Source organism: Stutzerimonas sp. R40042 (assembly GCF_026642215.1).
GTDB lineage: Bacteria > Pseudomonadota > Gammaproteobacteria > Pseudomonadales > Pseudomonadaceae > Stutzerimonas > Stutzerimonas frequens.
Map to the genome: position 1 here is coordinate 3,040,901 of NZ_CP113258.1, position 16,357 is coordinate 3,057,257.

A 16,357-nucleotide genomic window follows, 5' to 3' on the forward strand; every position below is an offset into this window, starting at 1 on the left:
GTGAACGGACTGTGCTGAAAGACCTTGGAATTCGTGGCCGCGTACTGATGCTGACGCTGCTGCCCAGCACCCTGCTGGCGGTGGTGCTCGGCGCCTACTTCACCTGGATGCAGCTGTCGGAGATGCGCCACCAGCTCGATGAGCGCGGCCAGCTGATCGCCGAGCAACTGGCCCCCCTGGCCGCACCGGCCATGAACCTTGGTTATGACAAGCGCCTGCAGCGCATCCTGACCCAGGTGCTGGACCAGGCCGATGTCCGCGCCGTTACCATCCTCGATCCGGAGCGTACCCAGCGCGTGCATGCCGGGCCGCGAATGCTGACCCCCCCTCCCCCAGGCGATCCAGAAGGCCTCACCCGCGTCAGCAGCATGGATCACACGCGCATCCTCATGCCGATCCTCAGCCGCCATCTGAACCTTGCCGACGAAGCCCGCGGCCCGGACGAGAAACTCATCGGCTGGCTCGAGCTGGAACTGTCGCACCACAACACCCTGCTGCGTGGCTATCGCAGCCTGCTGACCAGCCTGTTTCTGGTCGGCGCCGGGCTGATCATCACCGCACTGCTGGCATTGCGCATGAGTCGCGCCATCAGCCTGCCGTTGCAACGGGTCAAGGCCGCCGTTGCCCAGCTCAAGGACGGCCACCTGGAAACGCGCCTGCCACCCCTGGGCAGCCATGAAATGGACGAGCTGGCGTCCGGCATCAACCGCATGGCCGAAGCCCTGCTCAGCGCCCGCGAGGAACTGCAGCAGAGCATCGACCAGGCCACCGAAGACGTGCAGCAGAACCTGGAGACGATCGAGATCCAGAACATCGAGCTGGACCTGGCGCGCAAGGAGGCGTTGGAGGCCAGCCGTATCAAGTCCGAATTCCTCGCCAACATGAGCCACGAGATCCGCACCCCGCTCAACGGCATCCTCGGCTTCACCCAGCTGTTGCAGAAGAGCGACCTGACGCCGCGCCAGCAGGACTACCTGGGCACCATCGAGAAGTCCGCCGACAGTCTGCTCGGGATCATCAACGAGATCCTCGACTTCTCGAAGATCGAGGCCGGCAAGCTGGTGCTCGACAGCATCCCCTTCAACCTGCGCGACCTGATCGAGGACACCCTGACCATCCTCGCCCCGTCTGCGCATACCAAACAGCTCGAGCTGGTCAGCCTGGTTTACCGGGACACCCCACTGTCGCTGATCGGCGATCCGCTGCGCCTCAAGCAGGTGCTGACCAACCTGATCAGCAATGCGATCAAGTTCACCAACGACGGCACCATCGCCGTGCGCGCCATGGTCGAGGACGACAATGCCGAGCGGGCGCAGCTGCGTATCAGCGTGCAGGACACCGGCATCGGCCTGACCGACCAGGATCTGCGCGCGCTGTTCCAGGCGTTCAGCCAGGCGGACAATTCCATTTCTCGCCAGCCCGGCGGTACCGGCCTGGGTCTGGTGATCTCCAAACGCCTGATCGAACAGATGGGCGGCGAGATCGGCGTCGACAGCATCCCCGACGAAGGCTCCGAGTTCTGGATAAGCCTCAGCCTGCCGAAGGCGCGCGACGATGTCGAAGACCTGCCTCATCCTGCCCTGCAGGGGCGCCGGGTCGCGCTGCTGGAACGACACCTGCTGGCCCGCCAGGCATTGCAGCACCAGTTGGAAAGCCTCGGCCTGGAGGTTCATGCCTTCGATGCGCTGGACCAGATGCAGGAAGCCATCGCCGCTCAGCGTCAGGGTAGTCAGCTGATCGATCTGGCGGTGCTGGGCGTCACCGCTCGGGAAATCCGGCCCGAGGTCCTCGGTCGCCGACTGGCAGAGATCGAGACGCTCGGTTGCAAGTGCATAGTGCTGTGCCCGACCACCGAGCAGTCCGTGTTCCACGACGCCCTGCCCGAAGCTCACAGCTACACCCAGCTGCAGGGCAAGCCGACCTGCACGCGTAAATTGCAGCGCGTGCTCGTCGAGCTGGTACGTCCGCACCAGGCATATGCCGAACCCAGCGCCCCGGCGGTCGGCCGCCCGGCACGTGTGCTGTGCGTGGACGACAATCCCGCCAACCTGCTGCTGGTGAAAACCCTGCTCGGCGACATGGGGGCAGACGTGGTCGCCGTGGACAACGGCCTCGCCGCTCTGGAGTCGGTCAAGCAAAGCGCCTTCGATCTGGTGCTGATGGACGTTCAGATGCCGGGCATGGATGGCCGCCAGACCACCGAGGCCATACGCCACTGGGAGCACACCAGTGGCAACACGCCGTTGCCGATCATCGCCCTCACCGCTCACGCCCTGGCGAACGAAAAACGTTCCCTGTTGCAGAGTGGCCTCGATGACTACCTGACCAAGCCCATCAGCGACCGCCAGCTCGCGCAGGTGGTGCTCAAGTGGACCGGCCTGGCGCTGCGCAGCCAGCCGCAGCGCCAGGCTGAACCGTCGACGCAGCCACAGCCGGAACCGCTGCCGGAGCCGCAGCCGGCCCTCAAGGTTCTCGACGAAGAAGAAGGCCTGCGCCTGGCCGCCGGCAAGGCCGACCTCGCCGCGGACATGCTCGGCATGCTGCTGCAGTCGCTGGAGTCCGATCGGCGCACCATCCGTGAAGCGCGCCAGGCCGGTGATCGCCAGGCGCTGATCGAGCGGGTGCACCGCCTGCATGGAGCGACTCGCTATTGTGGCGTACCGCAACTGCGCAGCGCCTGCCAGCAGAGCGAAACGCTGCTCAAGCAGAACCATCCGGACAGCGAAGCCGCGCTGGATGAACTGGACGCGGCCATCGCTCGACTCGAGCAGGAAGCAGAAGCCGCCAGTTGACCCGAACGGGCCGGGCCGCTGCCCCGCCCCTGCTTATCAGGAATCTCAATGACCGACCGTCCCGTCACCGATGTTTTCACCCACGCCGAACTCGACTGGGACGAAAATGGCCTGCCGCAGTCACGCCTGTACGGCGATGTGTATTTCTCGCGAGCCAGCGGGCTTGCCGAAACTGAACACGTGTTTCTTGTACAGAACGATCTTGCACGACGCTTCGCCGCGCTGCAGGCCGGCGAGCGTCTGGTGGTCGGCGAGACAGGCTTCGGCACCGGCCTCAATTTCCTTTGCGCCTGGCAGTTGTTCGAACGCACCGCCGATCCACAGGCGCGCCTGCACTTCGTCAGTGTCGAAAAACACCCGCTGACCCGTGATGACATGCAGCGCGCCCTGTCGCTCTGGCCGGAGCTGCGGGCACAGACCGAACAGCTGCTGTCGCAGTACGTCGCGCTGCACCCCGGCTATCAGCGCCTGGTCCTGGCCGGCGGCCGGGTCATACTGACCCTGCTCATCGGCGACGTCGCCGACTGCCTGCCGAACCTCGATGCCCGAGTGGATGCCTGGTTTCTCGATGGTTTCGCACCGGCGAAGAATCCGCAGATGTGGCAGCCAGCCTTGTTTGCCGAGCTGGCCAGGCTATCGGCACCCGGGGCGACCCTGGGTACCTTCACCAGCGCCGGTTTCGTTCGCCGCGGGCTGATGGAGGCCGGCTTCGACATGCAGCGCGTGCCCGGCCATGGGCACAAGCGCGAGATCTTGCGCGGGCGCTTGCTCGCCACCAACACGCCGGCCACCGACAAGCCCTGGTTCGCCCGGCCCGGATTCGCCTCGAGCGAGCGCCGGGCGGTGGTTGTCGGTGCCGGGCTGGCCGGCTGCGCCACGGCCGCATCGCTGGCCGCGCGCGGCTGGCAGGTCAGCGTGCTCGAACGCCATGCCGATGCTGCGCAGGAAGGCTCCGGCAATCCACAGGGCGTCCTGTATCTCAAGCTGTCCGCCCATGGCACGGCCCTGTCGCGACTGGTGGTCAGCGGTTTCGGCTATACCCGTCGGCTGCTGGAGAACCTGCACGGAGGCCACGACTGGCAACCCTGCGGCGTGCTGCAGCTGGTCTACGACGAAAAGGAACGTGAGCGCCAGGCCGAACTGACGCAGGCCTTTCCGGCCGATCTGGTCCGCGCCCTGTCAAAGGCCGAGGCCGAGGCGCTGGCCGGTGTCGAGCTGCCCGAAGGGGGACTGTTCTATCCGCAGGCGGGTTGGGCCAATCCGCCTGCGCTGTGTCACTGGTTGCTGCAACGGCCCGGCATCGAGTTGCTGCGCCACCAAGAAGTTCTGGATGTACGGCGCGTTGGTCGATCGTGGCAGGCCTGGAGTGGGGAAACGTTGCTTGCCGAGGCGCCGGTAATGGTGCTCGCAGGTGCGGCCGAGGTTGCGCGCTTCGGCCAGAGCGCCTGGTTGCCGCTCAAGCGCATACGCGGCCAGATATCCTGCCTGCCGGCGACCTCACAGAGCGAGGCGCTACGCACCGTGCTCTGCGCCAAGGGCTACGTCGCACCGCCACGTGACGGCATGCACACCCTGGGCGCCAGCTTCAACTTCCAGGAGACCGACGCTGCGCCCAGTGTTGCCGAACACCAGGCGAACCTGGAAATGCTCGAACAGATCTCGGCCGACCTCTACACACGCCTGGAAGCCGATCCACAACGCACCGAATCGCTGCAGGGGCGCGTCGGGTTCCGTTGCACCAGCCCCGATTATCTGCCGATCATCGGTCCAATGGCCGACTCGCAAGGCTTTGCCGAAGCCTATGCAGGGCTGGCCAGAAATGCACGGGCGAATCAGAACGCGCCCTGCCCCTGGCTGGACGGTCTCTATGTCAATACCGCCCACGGCTCGCGAGGAATGATCAGCGCCCCACTGTCCGGCGAATTGCTGGCCGCCTGGCTGGATGACGAGCCGCTGCCGTTACCACGGGCGGTGACGGAAGCCTGCCATCCCAACCGCTTCCTGTTGCGCAAGCTGATTCGCGGCACCTGACCTCACCTGGCAGCGCAAGCCGTCATCCGAGCGGGTGACGGCTTGCATCGAAGCGCGCACCGAAAGATACTCCCCCCACTATACAAAGCAACCGGCGTAGGTCCCATGAAAAACCTGTCTCTGCTCGCTCTCGGCTTGTTTTCCCTCAGCACCCAAGCGGCCCCTGCGGTCGATCCGGAGCAACTGCGCGTCGAGGCCGTCAGCCTGATCGCCCCGTTCCAGCAACAGCTGCTCGGCACCGTCAAACAGGCGATGGCCGATGGCGGTCCGGCGCAAGCGGTCGAAGCCTGTCAGTCCCTGGCGCCAAGCATTGCCGCCCAGCACAGCCAGGCGCCGTGGACCGTCGGCCGCACCGCCCTCAAATTGCGCAATCCGGACAACGCGCCGGATGCCTGGGAGCGTCGTGTGCTGGAGCAATTCGCCCAGCGCGCCGCTGCCGGTGAACCTGTTCAACAGCTCAGCCATGGCGAAGTGGTTGCCGGCGAATATCGCTACATGCAGGCAATCGGCACCGCCGAGGCCTGCCTGGGTTGCCATGGCGAGAACATCAAACCGGAACTGCTGCAGCTGCTCGATAAGCACTACCCGCAGGACCAGGCGCGCGGCTTCCGCGAAGGCGACCTGCGAGGCGCATTCACCCTGAGCCGTGCCCTGGCGCCCTGATAGGCTTTACACTCCTCGAACGGTCGCGCACCGCCACGGCCCGTCATCCTCGTGGGGAACGCTCATCAAAACGGACGTACCAACGATGGAGACGAGCGCTCACGATGGAGTATTCATGCAGCCAGATACCACCCCCCGCATTGCTTCTCTTTCGGCCGCTTGCGCCTGATGGATGTACTGCTGCTCGAAGCGCTGGGCATCGGCCTGATCCTCGGGCTGCTGCTCGGCCTGACCGGTGCCGGCGGCTCTCTGGTGGCGCTGCCGCTGCTGCTAAGCCTGCACCTGCCGCTGCGCGATGCCATCGGCGTCAGCCTCGGCGCAGTGGCGATGTCTGCGCTCATTGGCGCGATCCCCCGGGCCCGGCTCGGTCAGGTCGCCTGGCGCCCGGTGGTGTTGCTGACGACCTGCGGCTTGCCTGGCAATGCCGCCGGCCAGTGGCTGGGGCAGTTCATTCCCGAACGTGCCCTGATCATCGGCTTCTGCCTCTTGGTGCTCTGGTCGGCCTGGCGGATGTGGCGCGGCGCCAGCCTGCCGGCCAAGGAAAACGTCGAGAATCGCTATCCGGCGCTGCTCGGCATCGGCCTTGGGGTTGGCCTGTTGTCGGGGCTGATGGGTGTCGGTGGAGGCTTCCTCATCGTCCCGGCATTGCTCTGGTTTACCTCGTTGTCACTACTCAGCGCCATGGCCACGTCGATGGCGGTGATCGCACTGGTCAGCGGTGGCGGCTTCCTGCTCTATCTCACCGACGCCGAACCTCCGCTGGCACTGCTTGGCGGCCTGGCACTCGGTGGTGCCTGCGGCGTGCTGTTCGGCAACCGCCTGGCGCAATACCTCAACAGCAGCCTGCTGCAACGCCTGTTCGCCCTGATGTTGGTACTCGTCAGCCTTTCCCTGGGGATTCAAAAGCTGGTGCTGGGTCACTGACGCTCGGCGTCATCCCAGAACGGCCGGCTCGCTTCCCATTCGATGTCGGCACGGCTGCGGCCGATGTCCTTGAGCATCTCGTCGCTCAGACTGGCCAGCTGCCGCCGCTGCCGTGCTAGCTCGCGCCAACGGCGTGTCTTCGACCAGGCCCGCGCGAGAACCGCGGTTAGAGAAGTCTCCGGCAGCTGAAGCCTGTACGAAACGATCTTCTGCATGTTCATCACGACGCCCTCCGGTTTGGATTGGCGCCAGTCTCGCGCGGCGATTATGATCAATCCAACGAATGTTTCTGATGCCTTGCATCTTGGGGATTGATGAATGGCGAGCTACCCGAACATCGACACCGAACTGCTGCGCAGCTTCGTCGCCATCGCCGATCACGGCGGTTTCACTCGCGCCGCCGCAGCGGTCAACCGCACTCAGTCGGCGGTCAGCATGCAGATGAAGCGTCTGGAGGAGGACGTCCTGGAGCGTCCGCTGTTCGAACGCAGCGGCCGTCAGGTCAGGCTCACAGCCGAGGGTCAGATATTGCTGGGCTACGCCCGGCGCATCCTCAAGCTGCATGGCGAGGTGATGACCACACTTCGCCAGCCGCACATGGTCGGTGCCGTTCGCATCGGCACGCCGGACGACTACGTCATGCGCTTCCTGCCGGGCATCCTGGCGCGCTTTGCCCAGGCCTTTCCCCTGGTCCAGGTAGAGGTGCACTGCGAGCCGTCCAGCCAGCTGCTGCAGCGCCGCGACCTGGACCTGAGCATCGTCACCCGTGAGCCAGGCACCGAAATCGGCCAACTGTTGCGTCAGGAGCACGTGGTCTGGGCGGCCGCGTCCGGCTTCAATCTCGAAGACCACAGCCCACTGCCGCTTGCGACTTTCAACACCGACTGCTTCTGCCGGGCCTGGGTCTGCAATGCGCTGGATGCCCGCGAAATCGACTACCGGATTGCCTACAGCAGCCCCAGTCTCGCCGCGATCATGGCCATCGTCGGCGCTGGGCTGGCACTGACCGCGCAGCTGCAGAGTCTGATCCCGGCTGAGCTGAACATTCTTGGCGAGGCGGACGGGCTGCCCGGCTTGCCGCAAACCAGCATCGTGCTATTGCGCAATCCGCAACGACATTCGCCGGTCAGCGAGACCCTGGCCGGCTATATCGTCGACGGTTTCCGGCTGTAGTTGCGACGACTTAAACGCCGGCGGCCAGCTCGTCGAACACCTCCGGTACCAGAGCAGCCTCGCCCTTTTCCGCCAGGCGTTGACGCCGGTCCTGCTCAGCAGGCGAGTCGAGAATCCCCAGCAGGCGCGAGCCACGCTCGGTGAGAACGAAATTCTCACCGTTCCCGCCCTGTTCCTCGGGGCGACTGGCGATGAACCCTCCCTCGAACAACAGGCTCTCGTAGTCGGCCGCCTCGGCACGCAGGCTGTCCAGGTTGGGCATGGACTTGCCTTCGCTTTCCAGCTGCGCGGCATGCTCCTCGGCATAGCGACGTGGTTTGAATGTATCGTTCGCGCTGCCCTGCACTTCATGCAGCAAGCGCTGGATCAGGTCCCATTTGTAGCTCATGGCCATTCTCCCGTAGCAGGTATTCCGCCCCGTAGACAGGGCGCCTGTACATACCGACCGCTTTCGCTGGCCGCCGGTTCGCGCTGAACTAAAGCGGCTGGGCGGCAATCCACCTTTAGGAACGACTGAGCGAGGACAGAGCCATGAAACTGCTGACGATTACGTTGACCGCCGCCCTGCTGGCCGCACCGACCGCCCATGCGGCCTGCACGCCGGACGAGATCAATGCCAAGGCGGAACAGCTGGCCGAACGGGTCAATCAGCTCACCAAGAGCAACCCGGCCCGGGCAGAAGAGATCAACGAGGAGATTCGACAGATGGACGCCAAGCGCAGCGCCGATCAGCTTGGCAACGAATGCGAAGCCTATGACAAACGCCTGCAGCAGATCGAGCAAGCGGAGCGCGAGGCCGACATTCCGCCGGCCGACGCGCAACGCTAAGGCGAATCAGCCGAGTGTCACTCGGCCGTCGGCTTCTTGCGCTTGAGCGGTGCCATGCCGTCCTGGCTGACTACAGGTGACGGCGTCTCCCGCTTGGCACCGTTCGGGCGCTTGCCGGCAGGCTTGGACTTCTTCTCCACGCCCTTCTTCTTGTCGATCTTTTTCTTCTTGCTGCCAGCGGCCTTGCCCGAAGCCTTGAGGTTCTTCGGCCCCTGATAAGTGCCTTTCAGCCCCTTGATCACCCGCTTCTCGAAGCGCTGCTTGAGGTAGCGCTCGATGCTCGACATCAGGTTCCAGTCGTTATGGCAGATCAGCGAGATCGCCAGGCCCTCGGCGCCGGCACGTCCGGTACGGCCGATGCGGTGCACGTACTCGTCACCCGAACGCGGCATGTCGAAGTTGATCACCAGGTCCATGCCTTCGATATCCAGGCCGCGCGCAGCCACATCGGTGGCCACCAGCACCTTCACACCGCCCTGTTTGAGCCGCTCGATGGCGAGCTTGCGCTCCTTCTGGTCCTTCTCCCCGTGCAGCACGAAGACCTTGATGTCGCCTGCCACCAAATGACCATACAGACGATCGGCCTGGGCGCGGGTATTGGTGAAGATGACCGCCTTCTGATAGGTCTCGTTGGCCAGCAGCCAGTGCACCAGCTTTTCCTTATGCGCCGGATCGTCGGCGGTGATGATCTGCTGCCGGGTCGACTCGTTCAGCTCGCTGACGCGGTTGAGCTGAAGGTGCAGCGGATCATTCAGCACCTTGGCGACCATCTCGCGCAGGCCTGCACCGCCGCTGGTGGCAGAAAACAGCAGCGTCTGCTGACGCTTTTCGCATTCGCCTACCAGACGCTGCATGTCTTCGGCAAAACCCATGTCGAGCATGCGATCGGCCTCGTCGATCACCAGAACCTCGACATCCTTGAGGATCAGGTTGCCCGCATTCAGATGCTCGATCAGCCGGCCCGGCGTGCCGATCAGCACGTCCGGCACCTTGCGCAGCATCGCGGCCTGGACCTTGAAGTCCTCACCACCGGTGATCAGGCCGGACTTGATGAAGGTGAATTGCGAGAAGCGCTCGACTTCCTTGAGGGTCTGCTGGGCCAACTCACGGGTCGGCAACAGGATCAGCGCGCGCACGTCGACCCGCGGCTGGGCATCGCCGATCAGACGGTTGAGCATCGGCAGCACGAACGCAGCCGTCTTGCCACTGCCGGTCTGGGCCGTCACACGCAGATCGCGCCCTTCCAGCGCCGGCGGAATCGCCGCCACCTGCACCGGGGTCGGCTCGACGAATTTGAGTTCGGCGACGGCCTTGAGCAGGCGTTCGTGCAGGGCGAATTGGTCAAACAAGGGAGCTACCTCGGAGGTCGAAAAGAACGATGGCATAGGTTACCCGGTCTGCCCGGCAAAGGCGCGTTCTGTAACAGCCGGCATGTTTTCTCTGGCAAACACAGGCTAAGCTGACAAAGCGAAGCGGCTTAATGCCCAGGAGGTTCGCATGAACTCGATGAAGCGGATCGCGCTGCTGGCCGGCGCGCTTTCACTGGCACTCTCCACGGTGACGGCGGCGCAGCCGAACAACGATCACCCCGGCAACAGCAAATACAAGGCTCAGCGCGGCCAGGGGCAGGCGCCGGCGCAGCAATATCACCACCACCAGGGGCCGTCCGTGGATATCGGCGCGGTTCGCATCACGCTGCGCAACCACCGCGAGCTGCTCATGCCGCCATCGTCCCTGCCCCCTGGCATTCAGAAGAACCTGGCGCGTGGCAAGCCATTGCCGCCGGGCATCGCCAAGAACCTGGACAATCGCCTGCTCGGCCATCTGCCACGCTACGAAGGCTATGAATGGAAGCAGCTGGGGCGTGACGTGATCCTGGTGGCCATCGCCACGGGCATCGTTTACGAAATCCTGGAGAACGTACTGGATTGATCCCGTACGGCTGGCGCCTTGGCGGCCGACCTACTTCGGTTCGCAGGTCAGTTTGATGCGCAACCGGATCACGTCGCGCTTGAACTTCGACGTCAGCGCCTTGCGCTCACCGGGTTGCAGCTCCGTGCGCCGGGTACGTGGTGCCTCCGGACCGTTCCGGAACACGGCAGTGCAAACGGCCGCCATCTCCCCATAGTTGTGCAGCAGAAGGCCGGCGAGATCGCGATCGATGACCTGCGGCGTCACGGTGACTTCGGCGCCGTTGAGCTGCTGGTCGATGTCCACGGGATAGGAGGCGGCGCTGGCCGCAAAAGGCAGCAGGGCAAAGAGCAGGTAACCGATTGTTTTCATTTGACTGAGCTCCTCGACAGAAGGGCCAGCGTAACAGACCTTGCTAAAGGAACCGAAGGAATGAAAGTGCCCCGTGTGACCCTCGATCAGTGGCGCACCCTGCAGGCGGTCATCGATCACGGCGGCTTCGCCCAGGCGGCCGAAGCCCTGCATCGCTCGCAGTCTTCGGTCAGCTATACCGTGGCGCGCATGCAGGAGCAGCTCGGCGTACCGCTGCTGCGCATCGACGGCCGCAAGGCGGTACTGACCGAAGCGGGTGAGGTGCTGCTGCGTCGCTCACGGCAACTGGTCACCCAAGCCAGCCAGCTGGAAGAGCTGGCGCACCACATGGAGCAGGGCTGGGAAGCCGAGGTGCGGCTGGTGGTCGATGCAGCCTACCCCAGCGCCAAGCTAATCCGCGCCCTCAGCGACTTCATGCCCAAGAGCCGCGGCTGCCGGGTTCGGCTGCGCGAGGAGGTGCTATCCGGCGTGGAAGAGGTGCTCAAGGACGGCACCGCGGATCTGGCCATCAGCGGTCTGGACATCACTGGCTATCTGGGCAGCGAACTCAGCACCGTCGAGTTCGTCGCCGTCGCCCATGCCGACCACGCCCTGCATCAACTGGGACGCAAGCTCAGCGTGCAGGACCTGCAGAGCCAGATGCAGATCGTGGTGCGCGACACCGGCCTGCGTCAGCCGCGCGACGCCGGCTGGCTGGGCGCCGAACAGCGCTGGACGGTGGGCAGTCTGGCTACCTCGGTGGCCTTCGTCAGCAGCGGGTTGGGCTTCGCCTGGCTGCCGCGCCACCTGATCGGCCGCGAGCTGGCCGAAGGTCTGCTCAAACCGCTGCCACTGGTCCAAGGCAGCATTCGCCGGCCGCTGTTCTATCTCTACACTAACCACGACAAACCGCTCGGCCCGGCCACCCGGATTCTCATCGAGCTGATCAAGACGTACGATGCCGGACAGGCCAACTCGCTGGCCGGCTGACCGCTTTCCCCAACATCAGGAAACCATCATGTTGAAACGCATCGCCCTCGCCGCCTGTTCCGTACTGCTGGCCGGCAACCTGCTCGCTGCCGAAAACCCTCGCGTGCTGCTGACCACCAGCCTGGGTGAGATCGAACTGGAGCTCGAGGCGGAAAAGGCACCGATCAGCGTCGAGAACTTCCTCGGCTACGTTGATAGCGGTTTCTACGACGGCACCGTGTTTCACCGCGTCATCCCAGGCTTCATGATCCAGGGTGGCGGCTTCGGCGAAGGGTTGAACCAGAAGCCCACCAAGGCGCCGATCAAGAACGAGGCCGACAACGGCCTGCACAACGTTCGCGGCACCGTAGCCATGGCACGTACGCAGAACGTCAACTCGGCAACCAGCCAGTTCTTCATCAACCACCGCGACAACGACTTCCTCGACCACGGCAGCCGCGATTTCGGCTACGCGGTGTTCGGCAAGGTGGTACGCGGCATGGAGGTCGTCGACCAGATCGCCCAGGTCCCCACCGGCAACCGCGCCATGATGCAGAACGTGCCGCTGACTCCGGTGAAGATCATCACCGCGAAGAAACTCTGATCCCCGAAGGGCCGGTTCACCGGCCCTTCGCATTTACGGCGGCGCGTACCCCGCTGCCGCCATCGTGCGAAACCCTCAACCGACAGGAGATCGCGATATGACTACCCCACAAAGCCCGCTGAACACACCGGAAGGCGAAGCCCAGCTGCTGCAGGACCTGCTCAGCGCCGAACGCGCGGGCGCCAAGGTTGCCGGCGAATCGCTGCAACAGGCCGCGGACCCGGAACAGCGGCAGCTGCTCGAGCAGATTCGCCAGGGCGAGATCGAGAGCTGCAAGCTGCTGCTCAACTGCCTTCAGCATCTGGGCGTGGAGCCCAACAAGGACACCGGCGCCTTCTACGGCAAGGCGATGGCCATCGAGTCGCTGGACGAGCGTCTGCCGTTCGTCGACAAGGGGCAGCAATGGGTGATCCGCAAGCTGCGCGAGTATCTGCCGGGCTGCCAGGACCCACTGCTGCGCAGCGAATTGCAGCGCATGCTGGATATCCACGAGGAAAACAGCGCCGCGTCCCACGCCTGACGCAAGTGGCTAGCTACCGGCCTGCCGGTACGGCAGCGCCTGACGCGCCGCCTCGGCGTAAGCCAGCACACCGACGCGCTCCTGCTGCAGAAAATCCATCACCGCGGCGCGCAAACCGGGGTGCTGCAGGTAATGCCAGGAGCGCGTAATCACCGGCTCGAAGCCCCGAATCAGCTTGTGCTCGCCCTGCGCGCCGGCATCGAAGCGCTGCAGGCCGTCCGCGATGGCCTGGTCGATGCCCTGGTAGAAACAGGTCTCGAAGTGCAGACAGTCGAACTCTGCCAGGCAGCCCCAGTAACGGCCGTATAGCCCGCTGTCGTCACGCAGGCTGAAGGCCATCGCCACCGGCCTCGAGCCCTGTAACGCCAGCACCACCCGAATCGCCTGCGGCATGCGCTCGGCCAGCAGGCTGAAGAATGCGCGCGAAAGGTACGGTGCCTGCCCGCGCACCTGATAAGTGTTGACATAGCACGCGTAGACGAAATCCCACTCCACCTCGCTGAGCTGATGCCCTTCGCGCCAGTCGAAGACGATGCCCTGCCCCGCCACCTGCTCGCGTTCCTTGCGCAGCTGCTTGCGCTTGCGTGAGGTCAGCGCATCGAGAAAGTCCTGAAAGTCCCGATAGCCGCGGTTGTGCCAGTGAAACTGACAACCGATGCGCTCCAGCCAACCCTCCCGGCCAGCCATCAGCCGCTCGGCCTTCGACTCGGTGAAGTTCACATGGATGCCGGACATCTGCTGAGCGTCCAGCTGTTCGGTGAGCCCGTCGAGCAGCGTTGCCGCCGCCTCGACATCGCCGAGCAGACGCTGGCCTGCGACCGGTGTGAACGGTACGGCGCACAGCAGTTTGGGGTAGTAGCGGATGCCGGCGCGCTGGCAGGCGTCCGCCCAGGCCCAGTCGAACACGTACTCGCCGTAGGAATGGCTCTTGCGATACAGCGGCAGCGCGGCCCGCAGCCTACCCTGCGGGTCGTGCAGGAGACAGTGAGCGGGTTGCCAGCCACTGCGCCCACCGACACTGCCGCTGTCCTCCAGCGATGAAAGGAAAGCGTGACGCAGAAAGGGTTGCGAATCGGCCAGCAAGGCATCCCATTCGGTGGGATCGAGTTCGGCGAGGCGGTGTAGGGTCTGGATAGGCATGGATCGCAGTCTGGCCTGTCGCGCAGACGAAAAAAAGCCCCGCCAAGGCGGGGCTCAAATGGAGCATCACGGATGAGGGTGATGTTTAGAACACGTACTGGGCGCGCAGGCTGATGGCATCGCCGTCGTCGTCGCCGTTGGCGTTGACCACGTCATCCACACTGGTCTTCAGGTAGTTGGCCGAGAGCTTGACCGACTCGTTGGCGTACCAGTTGAGACCGATGGTGTGAGTCTTCGCACCTGCTTCTGCGCTATCCAGGGCACCGACATAACCGCTCGGTGCAACACCGGTTTCATCGACGGTGATGTCGTCGAAGCGGTAGAAAACTTCCCAGGCACCGATCTGCTTGTTCTCCGGCTTGATCTTGTCGAACTTGCCGCCATCGAGCTTGTAGGAGCGCGACTCACCGGTGAGGGTGTACGCCAGCTGGACGTTGTAGCCGGTGGCTTCGAGGTCTTCGAAACCTTCCATGGCGTCGACGGTACGGGTCAGGTATTCGCCCTGCACCGAGAACGGGCCGATCATGTAGGCCGCCTCCAGGCCCCAGGCCTGATCGGTGCCGTCGGTGCGAGTGCCGCCGAAGGTGGCGCGGTTGCCGTTGGCACTGTCTTCGGTGGTGCCACGCACGGACAGGCGCGGACGAATGCGTTCCAGGTAACCTTCTTCCAGGTCACGCTGACCGAAGCTCGCGCCCAAGTGCAGCACCTGGTCCTTCTCGACGATCGGGGCGATCACGCCACGCAGCACGAAGCTGGTGTTGTTTGCGCCATCTTCGTCCTCGAGCATGTCGACGCCGTCGCCACCATCCTGACGATAGGCACCGGCCTCGCCGTGGAACATGCCGACAGTGGTACGCACGCGGATGCCTTCGCCGTCTTCATGGCTGTTCAGCCAGGGCGCCAGGTCATAGATCGCCGAGCGCTCGATCGCAGTGATCCACTTGGAGCTGACCGCCTCTTCCAGGCCGAAGGTCGGGTTGATGCGGCCAACCGAAATCTGAACCGGCTCCCAGCCGTTGTAATGAATGGCCAGTTCGTCCCAGTTGCTGGAATCGTTGGTGAAGTTGCGGTTGAAGGTGTAGCCCCAATCGGTGAAGGCAACACCGGAAATCTCCAGACGCGCACGACGGAAATAGGTCTCGTCTGCGCGCTCGCCGTTCTGGGTGTAGAAACCATCGAAGCTGTCGGCATCGGCCTGCAGACGGCCATTGATCTTGAACGAGAACTCCTTGTCGGTGGTTCCGACCTCCAGGCCGCCCTTGGTCTTGATAACGAGATCGGCGCCGTCGGTGGTGACGGTACCGGCGAAAGCCTGGGCGGAAACGGCCAGAGCCAGGGCGCTGGCAGCGAAACCGGCGAAGTGCTTACGGATCATCCAAAATTCCCCTTTATGTTTAGCGTCGGAAACACACGAGATGGGCTCTTTGTGTTGGGGGCAATCTTGGCGACGGCGTATGTCAGCCAAATGGCTGATATGTAAAGCTTTTGTGACAGCGGAACTTTCCGCGGAGCCGCGTCGCAGAGCGGTTGCGGCACGTTTTCACCAGCTGCGGGCGTTGCGCTCGCTAGGCCGCCGGGCTCCGGCCACCAGTTTGTCCACCGCCCGTGCGGCGGCGACCATGCCGAAGGTGGCGGTAACCATGGTCACCGCGCCGAAGCCACCGGCGCAGTCGAGCTTGACGCCCTCGCCGACGAAGCTCTTGCTCTGGCACACGCCGCCATCGGGCTTCGGGTAGCGCAACTGCTCGGTGGAGAACACGCAGGGCACGCTGTAGGTGCGCCCCGGCGTGCGTGAGAAGTTGTATTCGCGACGCAGCAGCGAACGCACCTTGGCCGCCAGCGGATCGTTGAAGGTCTTGTTCAGATCGGCGACCTGAATCTGCGTCGGGTCCACCTGCCCGCCCGCCCCGCCGGTGGCGATGATCTGGATCTTGCGGCGCTTGCACCAGGCGATCAGCGCCGCCTTGGCCGGCACGCTGTCGATGCAGTCGATGACGCAGTCCATGTCTTCGGTGATGTACTCGGCCATGGTTTCGCGGGTGACGAAGTCGGGCACCGCATGGACCAGGCACGCCGGGTTGATGGCACGGATGCGCGCGGCCATCTCGTCCACCTTCGGCTTGCCCACCGCACCGTCCAGCGCATGGATCTGCCGGTTGGTATTGGTGATGCACACATCGTCCAGGTCGAACAAGCTGATCTCGCCGACGCCGCTGCGTGCCAGCGCCTCGGCCGCCCAGGAGCCGACACCGCCGATGCCGACCACGGCCACATGGGCCGCCGCCAGCCGCTCCAGACCGAGCCGGCCATACAGACGGGCAATGCCGCCGAAACGCTGTTCATCGATAGACATGCCGACTCCCCGGAGAAAAACCTGGCGATTATAAGACCTCACCGCGTGCCGACCACTGCATCCGGCCGTCACCGCCACCCCGGCTTTGCTTTAATATG

The 16,357-nt window shown here is 64.3% G+C and carries 17 protein-coding genes; 10 read left to right on the forward strand and 7 right to left on the reverse strand.

Annotated features, from left to right (window positions below):
* Nucleotides 1-11: 11 nt before the first annotated feature.
* The 4 genes from OUY36_RS14310 to OUY36_RS14325 all read left to right on the forward strand — a co-directional run bounded on the left by OUY36_RS14310 (nucleotide 12) and on the right by OUY36_RS14325 (nucleotide 6,410).
* Nucleotides 12-2,792, forward strand: coding sequence for a response regulator (locus OUY36_RS14310; protein WP_267934804.1), 2,781 nt, complete (start codon nucleotides 12-14; stop codon nucleotides 2,790-2,792).
* 48 nt (nucleotides 2,793-2,840) lie between these two features.
* Nucleotides 2,841-4,823: a bifunctional tRNA (5-methylaminomethyl-2-thiouridine)(34)-methyltransferase MnmD/FAD-dependent 5-carboxymethylaminomethyl-2-thiouridine(34) oxidoreductase MnmC gene (gene mnmC / locus OUY36_RS14315; RefSeq protein WP_267934806.1), complete on the forward strand. Its 1,983-nt coding sequence runs from the start codon at nucleotides 2,841-2,843 to the stop codon at nucleotides 4,821-4,823.
* A 105-nt stretch (nucleotides 4,824-4,928) separates the two neighbouring features.
* Nucleotides 4,929-5,486 carry a Tll0287-like domain-containing protein gene (locus tag OUY36_RS14320; protein WP_161611610.1) on the forward strand — a complete coding sequence of 186 codons (558 nt, stop codon included), beginning with the start codon at nucleotides 4,929-4,931 and terminating at the stop codon, nucleotides 5,484-5,486.
* A 168-nt stretch (nucleotides 5,487-5,654) separates the two neighbouring features.
* Nucleotides 5,655-6,410, forward strand: coding sequence for a sulfite exporter TauE/SafE family protein (locus OUY36_RS14325; protein WP_267934807.1), 756 nt, complete (start codon nucleotides 5,655-5,657; stop codon nucleotides 6,408-6,410).
* Here OUY36_RS14325 and OUY36_RS14330 read toward each other — a convergent pair.
* Nucleotides 6,404-6,631 carry a DUF1127 domain-containing protein gene (locus OUY36_RS14330; protein WP_110776462.1) on the reverse strand — a complete coding sequence of 76 codons (228 nt, stop codon included), beginning with the start codon at nucleotides 6,629-6,631 and terminating at the stop codon, nucleotides 6,404-6,406. The genes OUY36_RS14325 and OUY36_RS14330 overlap by 7 nt on opposite strands.
* A 97-nt stretch (nucleotides 6,632-6,728) precedes the next feature.
* On the opposite strand from OUY36_RS14330, the gene OUY36_RS14335 reads away from it, so the two are divergent.
* Nucleotides 6,729-7,583: a LysR substrate-binding domain-containing protein gene (locus tag OUY36_RS14335; protein WP_267934808.1), complete on the forward strand. Its 855-nt coding sequence runs from the start codon at nucleotides 6,729-6,731 to the stop codon at nucleotides 7,581-7,583.
* A 10-nt stretch (nucleotides 7,584-7,593) separates the two neighbouring features.
* On the opposite strand, the gene OUY36_RS14340 is transcribed toward OUY36_RS14335, so the two are convergent.
* On the reverse strand, nucleotides 7,594-7,971 hold the full coding sequence (locus OUY36_RS14340; protein ID WP_267934810.1) for a transcriptional regulator: 378 nt from the start codon (nucleotides 7,969-7,971) through the stop codon (nucleotides 7,594-7,596).
* A gap of 143 nt (nucleotides 7,972-8,114) precedes the next feature.
* On the opposite strand from OUY36_RS14340, the gene OUY36_RS14345 reads away from it, so the two are divergent.
* Nucleotides 8,115-8,411 carry a hypothetical protein gene (locus tag OUY36_RS14345; RefSeq protein ID WP_110776459.1) on the forward strand — a complete coding sequence of 99 codons (297 nt, stop codon included), beginning with the start codon at nucleotides 8,115-8,117 and terminating at the stop codon, nucleotides 8,409-8,411.
* 17 nt (nucleotides 8,412-8,428) lie between these two features.
* On the opposite strand, the gene OUY36_RS14350 is transcribed toward OUY36_RS14345, so the two are convergent.
* Nucleotides 8,429-9,760, reverse strand: a complete 1,332-nt coding sequence (locus tag OUY36_RS14350) for a DEAD/DEAH box helicase (protein WP_014597135.1) — start codon at nucleotides 9,758-9,760, stop codon at nucleotides 8,429-8,431.
* 148 nt (nucleotides 9,761-9,908) lie between these two features.
* Between OUY36_RS14350 and OUY36_RS14355 the strand changes: the two genes are divergently transcribed.
* A complete protein-coding gene (locus tag OUY36_RS14355; protein WP_267934811.1) occupies nucleotides 9,909-10,343 on the forward strand; it encodes an anti-virulence regulator CigR family protein in 435 nt (144 codons plus the stop codon).
* 30 nt (nucleotides 10,344-10,373) lie between these two features.
* Here OUY36_RS14355 and OUY36_RS14360 read toward each other — a convergent pair whose 3' ends face one another.
* Nucleotides 10,374-10,694, reverse strand: a complete 321-nt coding sequence (locus tag OUY36_RS14360; RefSeq protein ID WP_014597137.1) for a hypothetical protein — start codon at nucleotides 10,692-10,694, stop codon at nucleotides 10,374-10,376.
* Nucleotides 10,695-10,754: 60 nt separating this feature from the next.
* Here OUY36_RS14360 and OUY36_RS14365 point away from each other — a divergent pair, with 60 nt between their 5' ends.
* The 3 genes from OUY36_RS14365 (at nucleotide 10,755) to OUY36_RS14375 (ending at nucleotide 12,766) form a co-directional block, all read left to right on the forward strand.
* Entirely contained in the window at nucleotides 10,755-11,663 is a 909-nt protein-coding gene (locus OUY36_RS14365; RefSeq protein ID WP_014597138.1) for a LysR family transcriptional regulator, read from the forward strand.
* Nucleotides 11,664-11,691: 28 nt separating this feature from the next.
* On the forward strand, nucleotides 11,692-12,246 hold the full coding sequence (locus tag OUY36_RS14370) for a peptidylprolyl isomerase (protein WP_102840132.1): 555 nt from the start codon (nucleotides 11,692-11,694) through the stop codon (nucleotides 12,244-12,246).
* A 97-nt stretch (nucleotides 12,247-12,343) separates the two neighbouring features.
* Nucleotides 12,344-12,766, forward strand: coding sequence for a DUF6306 domain-containing protein (locus OUY36_RS14375; protein WP_133456637.1), 423 nt, complete (start codon nucleotides 12,344-12,346; stop codon nucleotides 12,764-12,766).
* A gap of 9 nt (nucleotides 12,767-12,775) precedes the next feature.
* Here the strand turns inward: OUY36_RS14375 and OUY36_RS14380 are convergent, their stop codons facing one another.
* From OUY36_RS14380 to tcdA, 3 genes are all read right to left on the reverse strand, one after another.
* Complete coding sequence (locus OUY36_RS14380; protein WP_267934812.1) at nucleotides 12,776-13,906, reverse strand: GNAT family N-acetyltransferase; 1,131 nt, start codon at nucleotides 13,904-13,906, stop codon at nucleotides 12,776-12,778.
* 85 nt (nucleotides 13,907-13,991) lie between these two features.
* Complete coding sequence (locus OUY36_RS14385) at nucleotides 13,992-15,281, reverse strand: OprO/OprP family phosphate-selective porin (protein WP_230726366.1); 1,290 nt, start codon at nucleotides 15,279-15,281, stop codon at nucleotides 13,992-13,994.
* A 165-nt stretch (nucleotides 15,282-15,446) separates the two neighbouring features.
* On the reverse strand, nucleotides 15,447-16,259 hold the full coding sequence (gene tcdA, locus OUY36_RS14390) for a tRNA cyclic N6-threonylcarbamoyladenosine(37) synthase TcdA (RefSeq protein ID WP_267934814.1): 813 nt from the start codon (nucleotides 16,257-16,259) through the stop codon (nucleotides 15,447-15,449).
* Between the last annotated feature and the right edge of the window lie 98 nt (nucleotides 16,260-16,357).

Coding starts and splice junctions, on each gene's coding strand:
- OUY36_RS14385 (WP_230726366.1), bottom strand. CDS start 15,281: ATGATCCGTAAGCACTTCGCCGGTTTCGCTGCCAGCGCCCTGGCTCTG.
- OUY36_RS14345 (WP_110776459.1), top strand. CDS start 8,115: ATGAAACTGCTGACGATTACGTTGACCGCCGCCCTGCTGGCCGCACCG.
- OUY36_RS14355 (WP_267934811.1), top strand. CDS start 9,909: ATGAACTCGATGAAGCGGATCGCGCTGCTGGCCGGCGCGCTTTCACTG.
- OUY36_RS14370 (WP_102840132.1), top strand. CDS start 11,692: ATGTTGAAACGCATCGCCCTCGCCGCCTGTTCCGTACTGCTGGCCGGC.
- mnmC (WP_267934806.1), top strand. CDS start 2,841: ATGACCGACCGTCCCGTCACCGATGTTTTCACCCACGCCGAACTCGAC.
- OUY36_RS14340 (WP_267934810.1), bottom strand. CDS start 7,971: ATGAGCTACAAATGGGACCTGATCCAGCGCTTGCTGCATGAAGTGCAG.
- OUY36_RS14380 (WP_267934812.1), bottom strand. CDS start 13,906: ATGCCTATCCAGACCCTACACCGCCTCGCCGAACTCGATCCCACCGAA.
- tcdA (WP_267934814.1), bottom strand. CDS start 16,259: ATGTCTATCGATGAACAGCGTTTCGGCGGCATTGCCCGTCTGTATGGC.
- OUY36_RS14365 (WP_014597138.1), top strand. CDS start 10,755: ATGAAAGTGCCCCGTGTGACCCTCGATCAGTGGCGCACCCTGCAGGCG.
- OUY36_RS14375 (WP_133456637.1), top strand. CDS start 12,344: ATGACTACCCCACAAAGCCCGCTGAACACACCGGAAGGCGAAGCCCAG.
- OUY36_RS14360 (WP_014597137.1), bottom strand. CDS start 10,694: ATGAAAACAATCGGTTACCTGCTCTTTGCCCTGCTGCCTTTTGCGGCC.
- OUY36_RS14335 (WP_267934808.1), top strand. CDS start 6,729: ATGGCGAGCTACCCGAACATCGACACCGAACTGCTGCGCAGCTTCGTC.
- OUY36_RS14330 (WP_110776462.1), bottom strand. CDS start 6,631: ATGAACATGCAGAAGATCGTTTCGTACAGGCTTCAGCTGCCGGAGACT.
- OUY36_RS14320 (WP_161611610.1), top strand. CDS start 4,929: ATGAAAAACCTGTCTCTGCTCGCTCTCGGCTTGTTTTCCCTCAGCACC.
- OUY36_RS14325 (WP_267934807.1), top strand. CDS start 5,655: ATGGATGTACTGCTGCTCGAAGCGCTGGGCATCGGCCTGATCCTCGGG.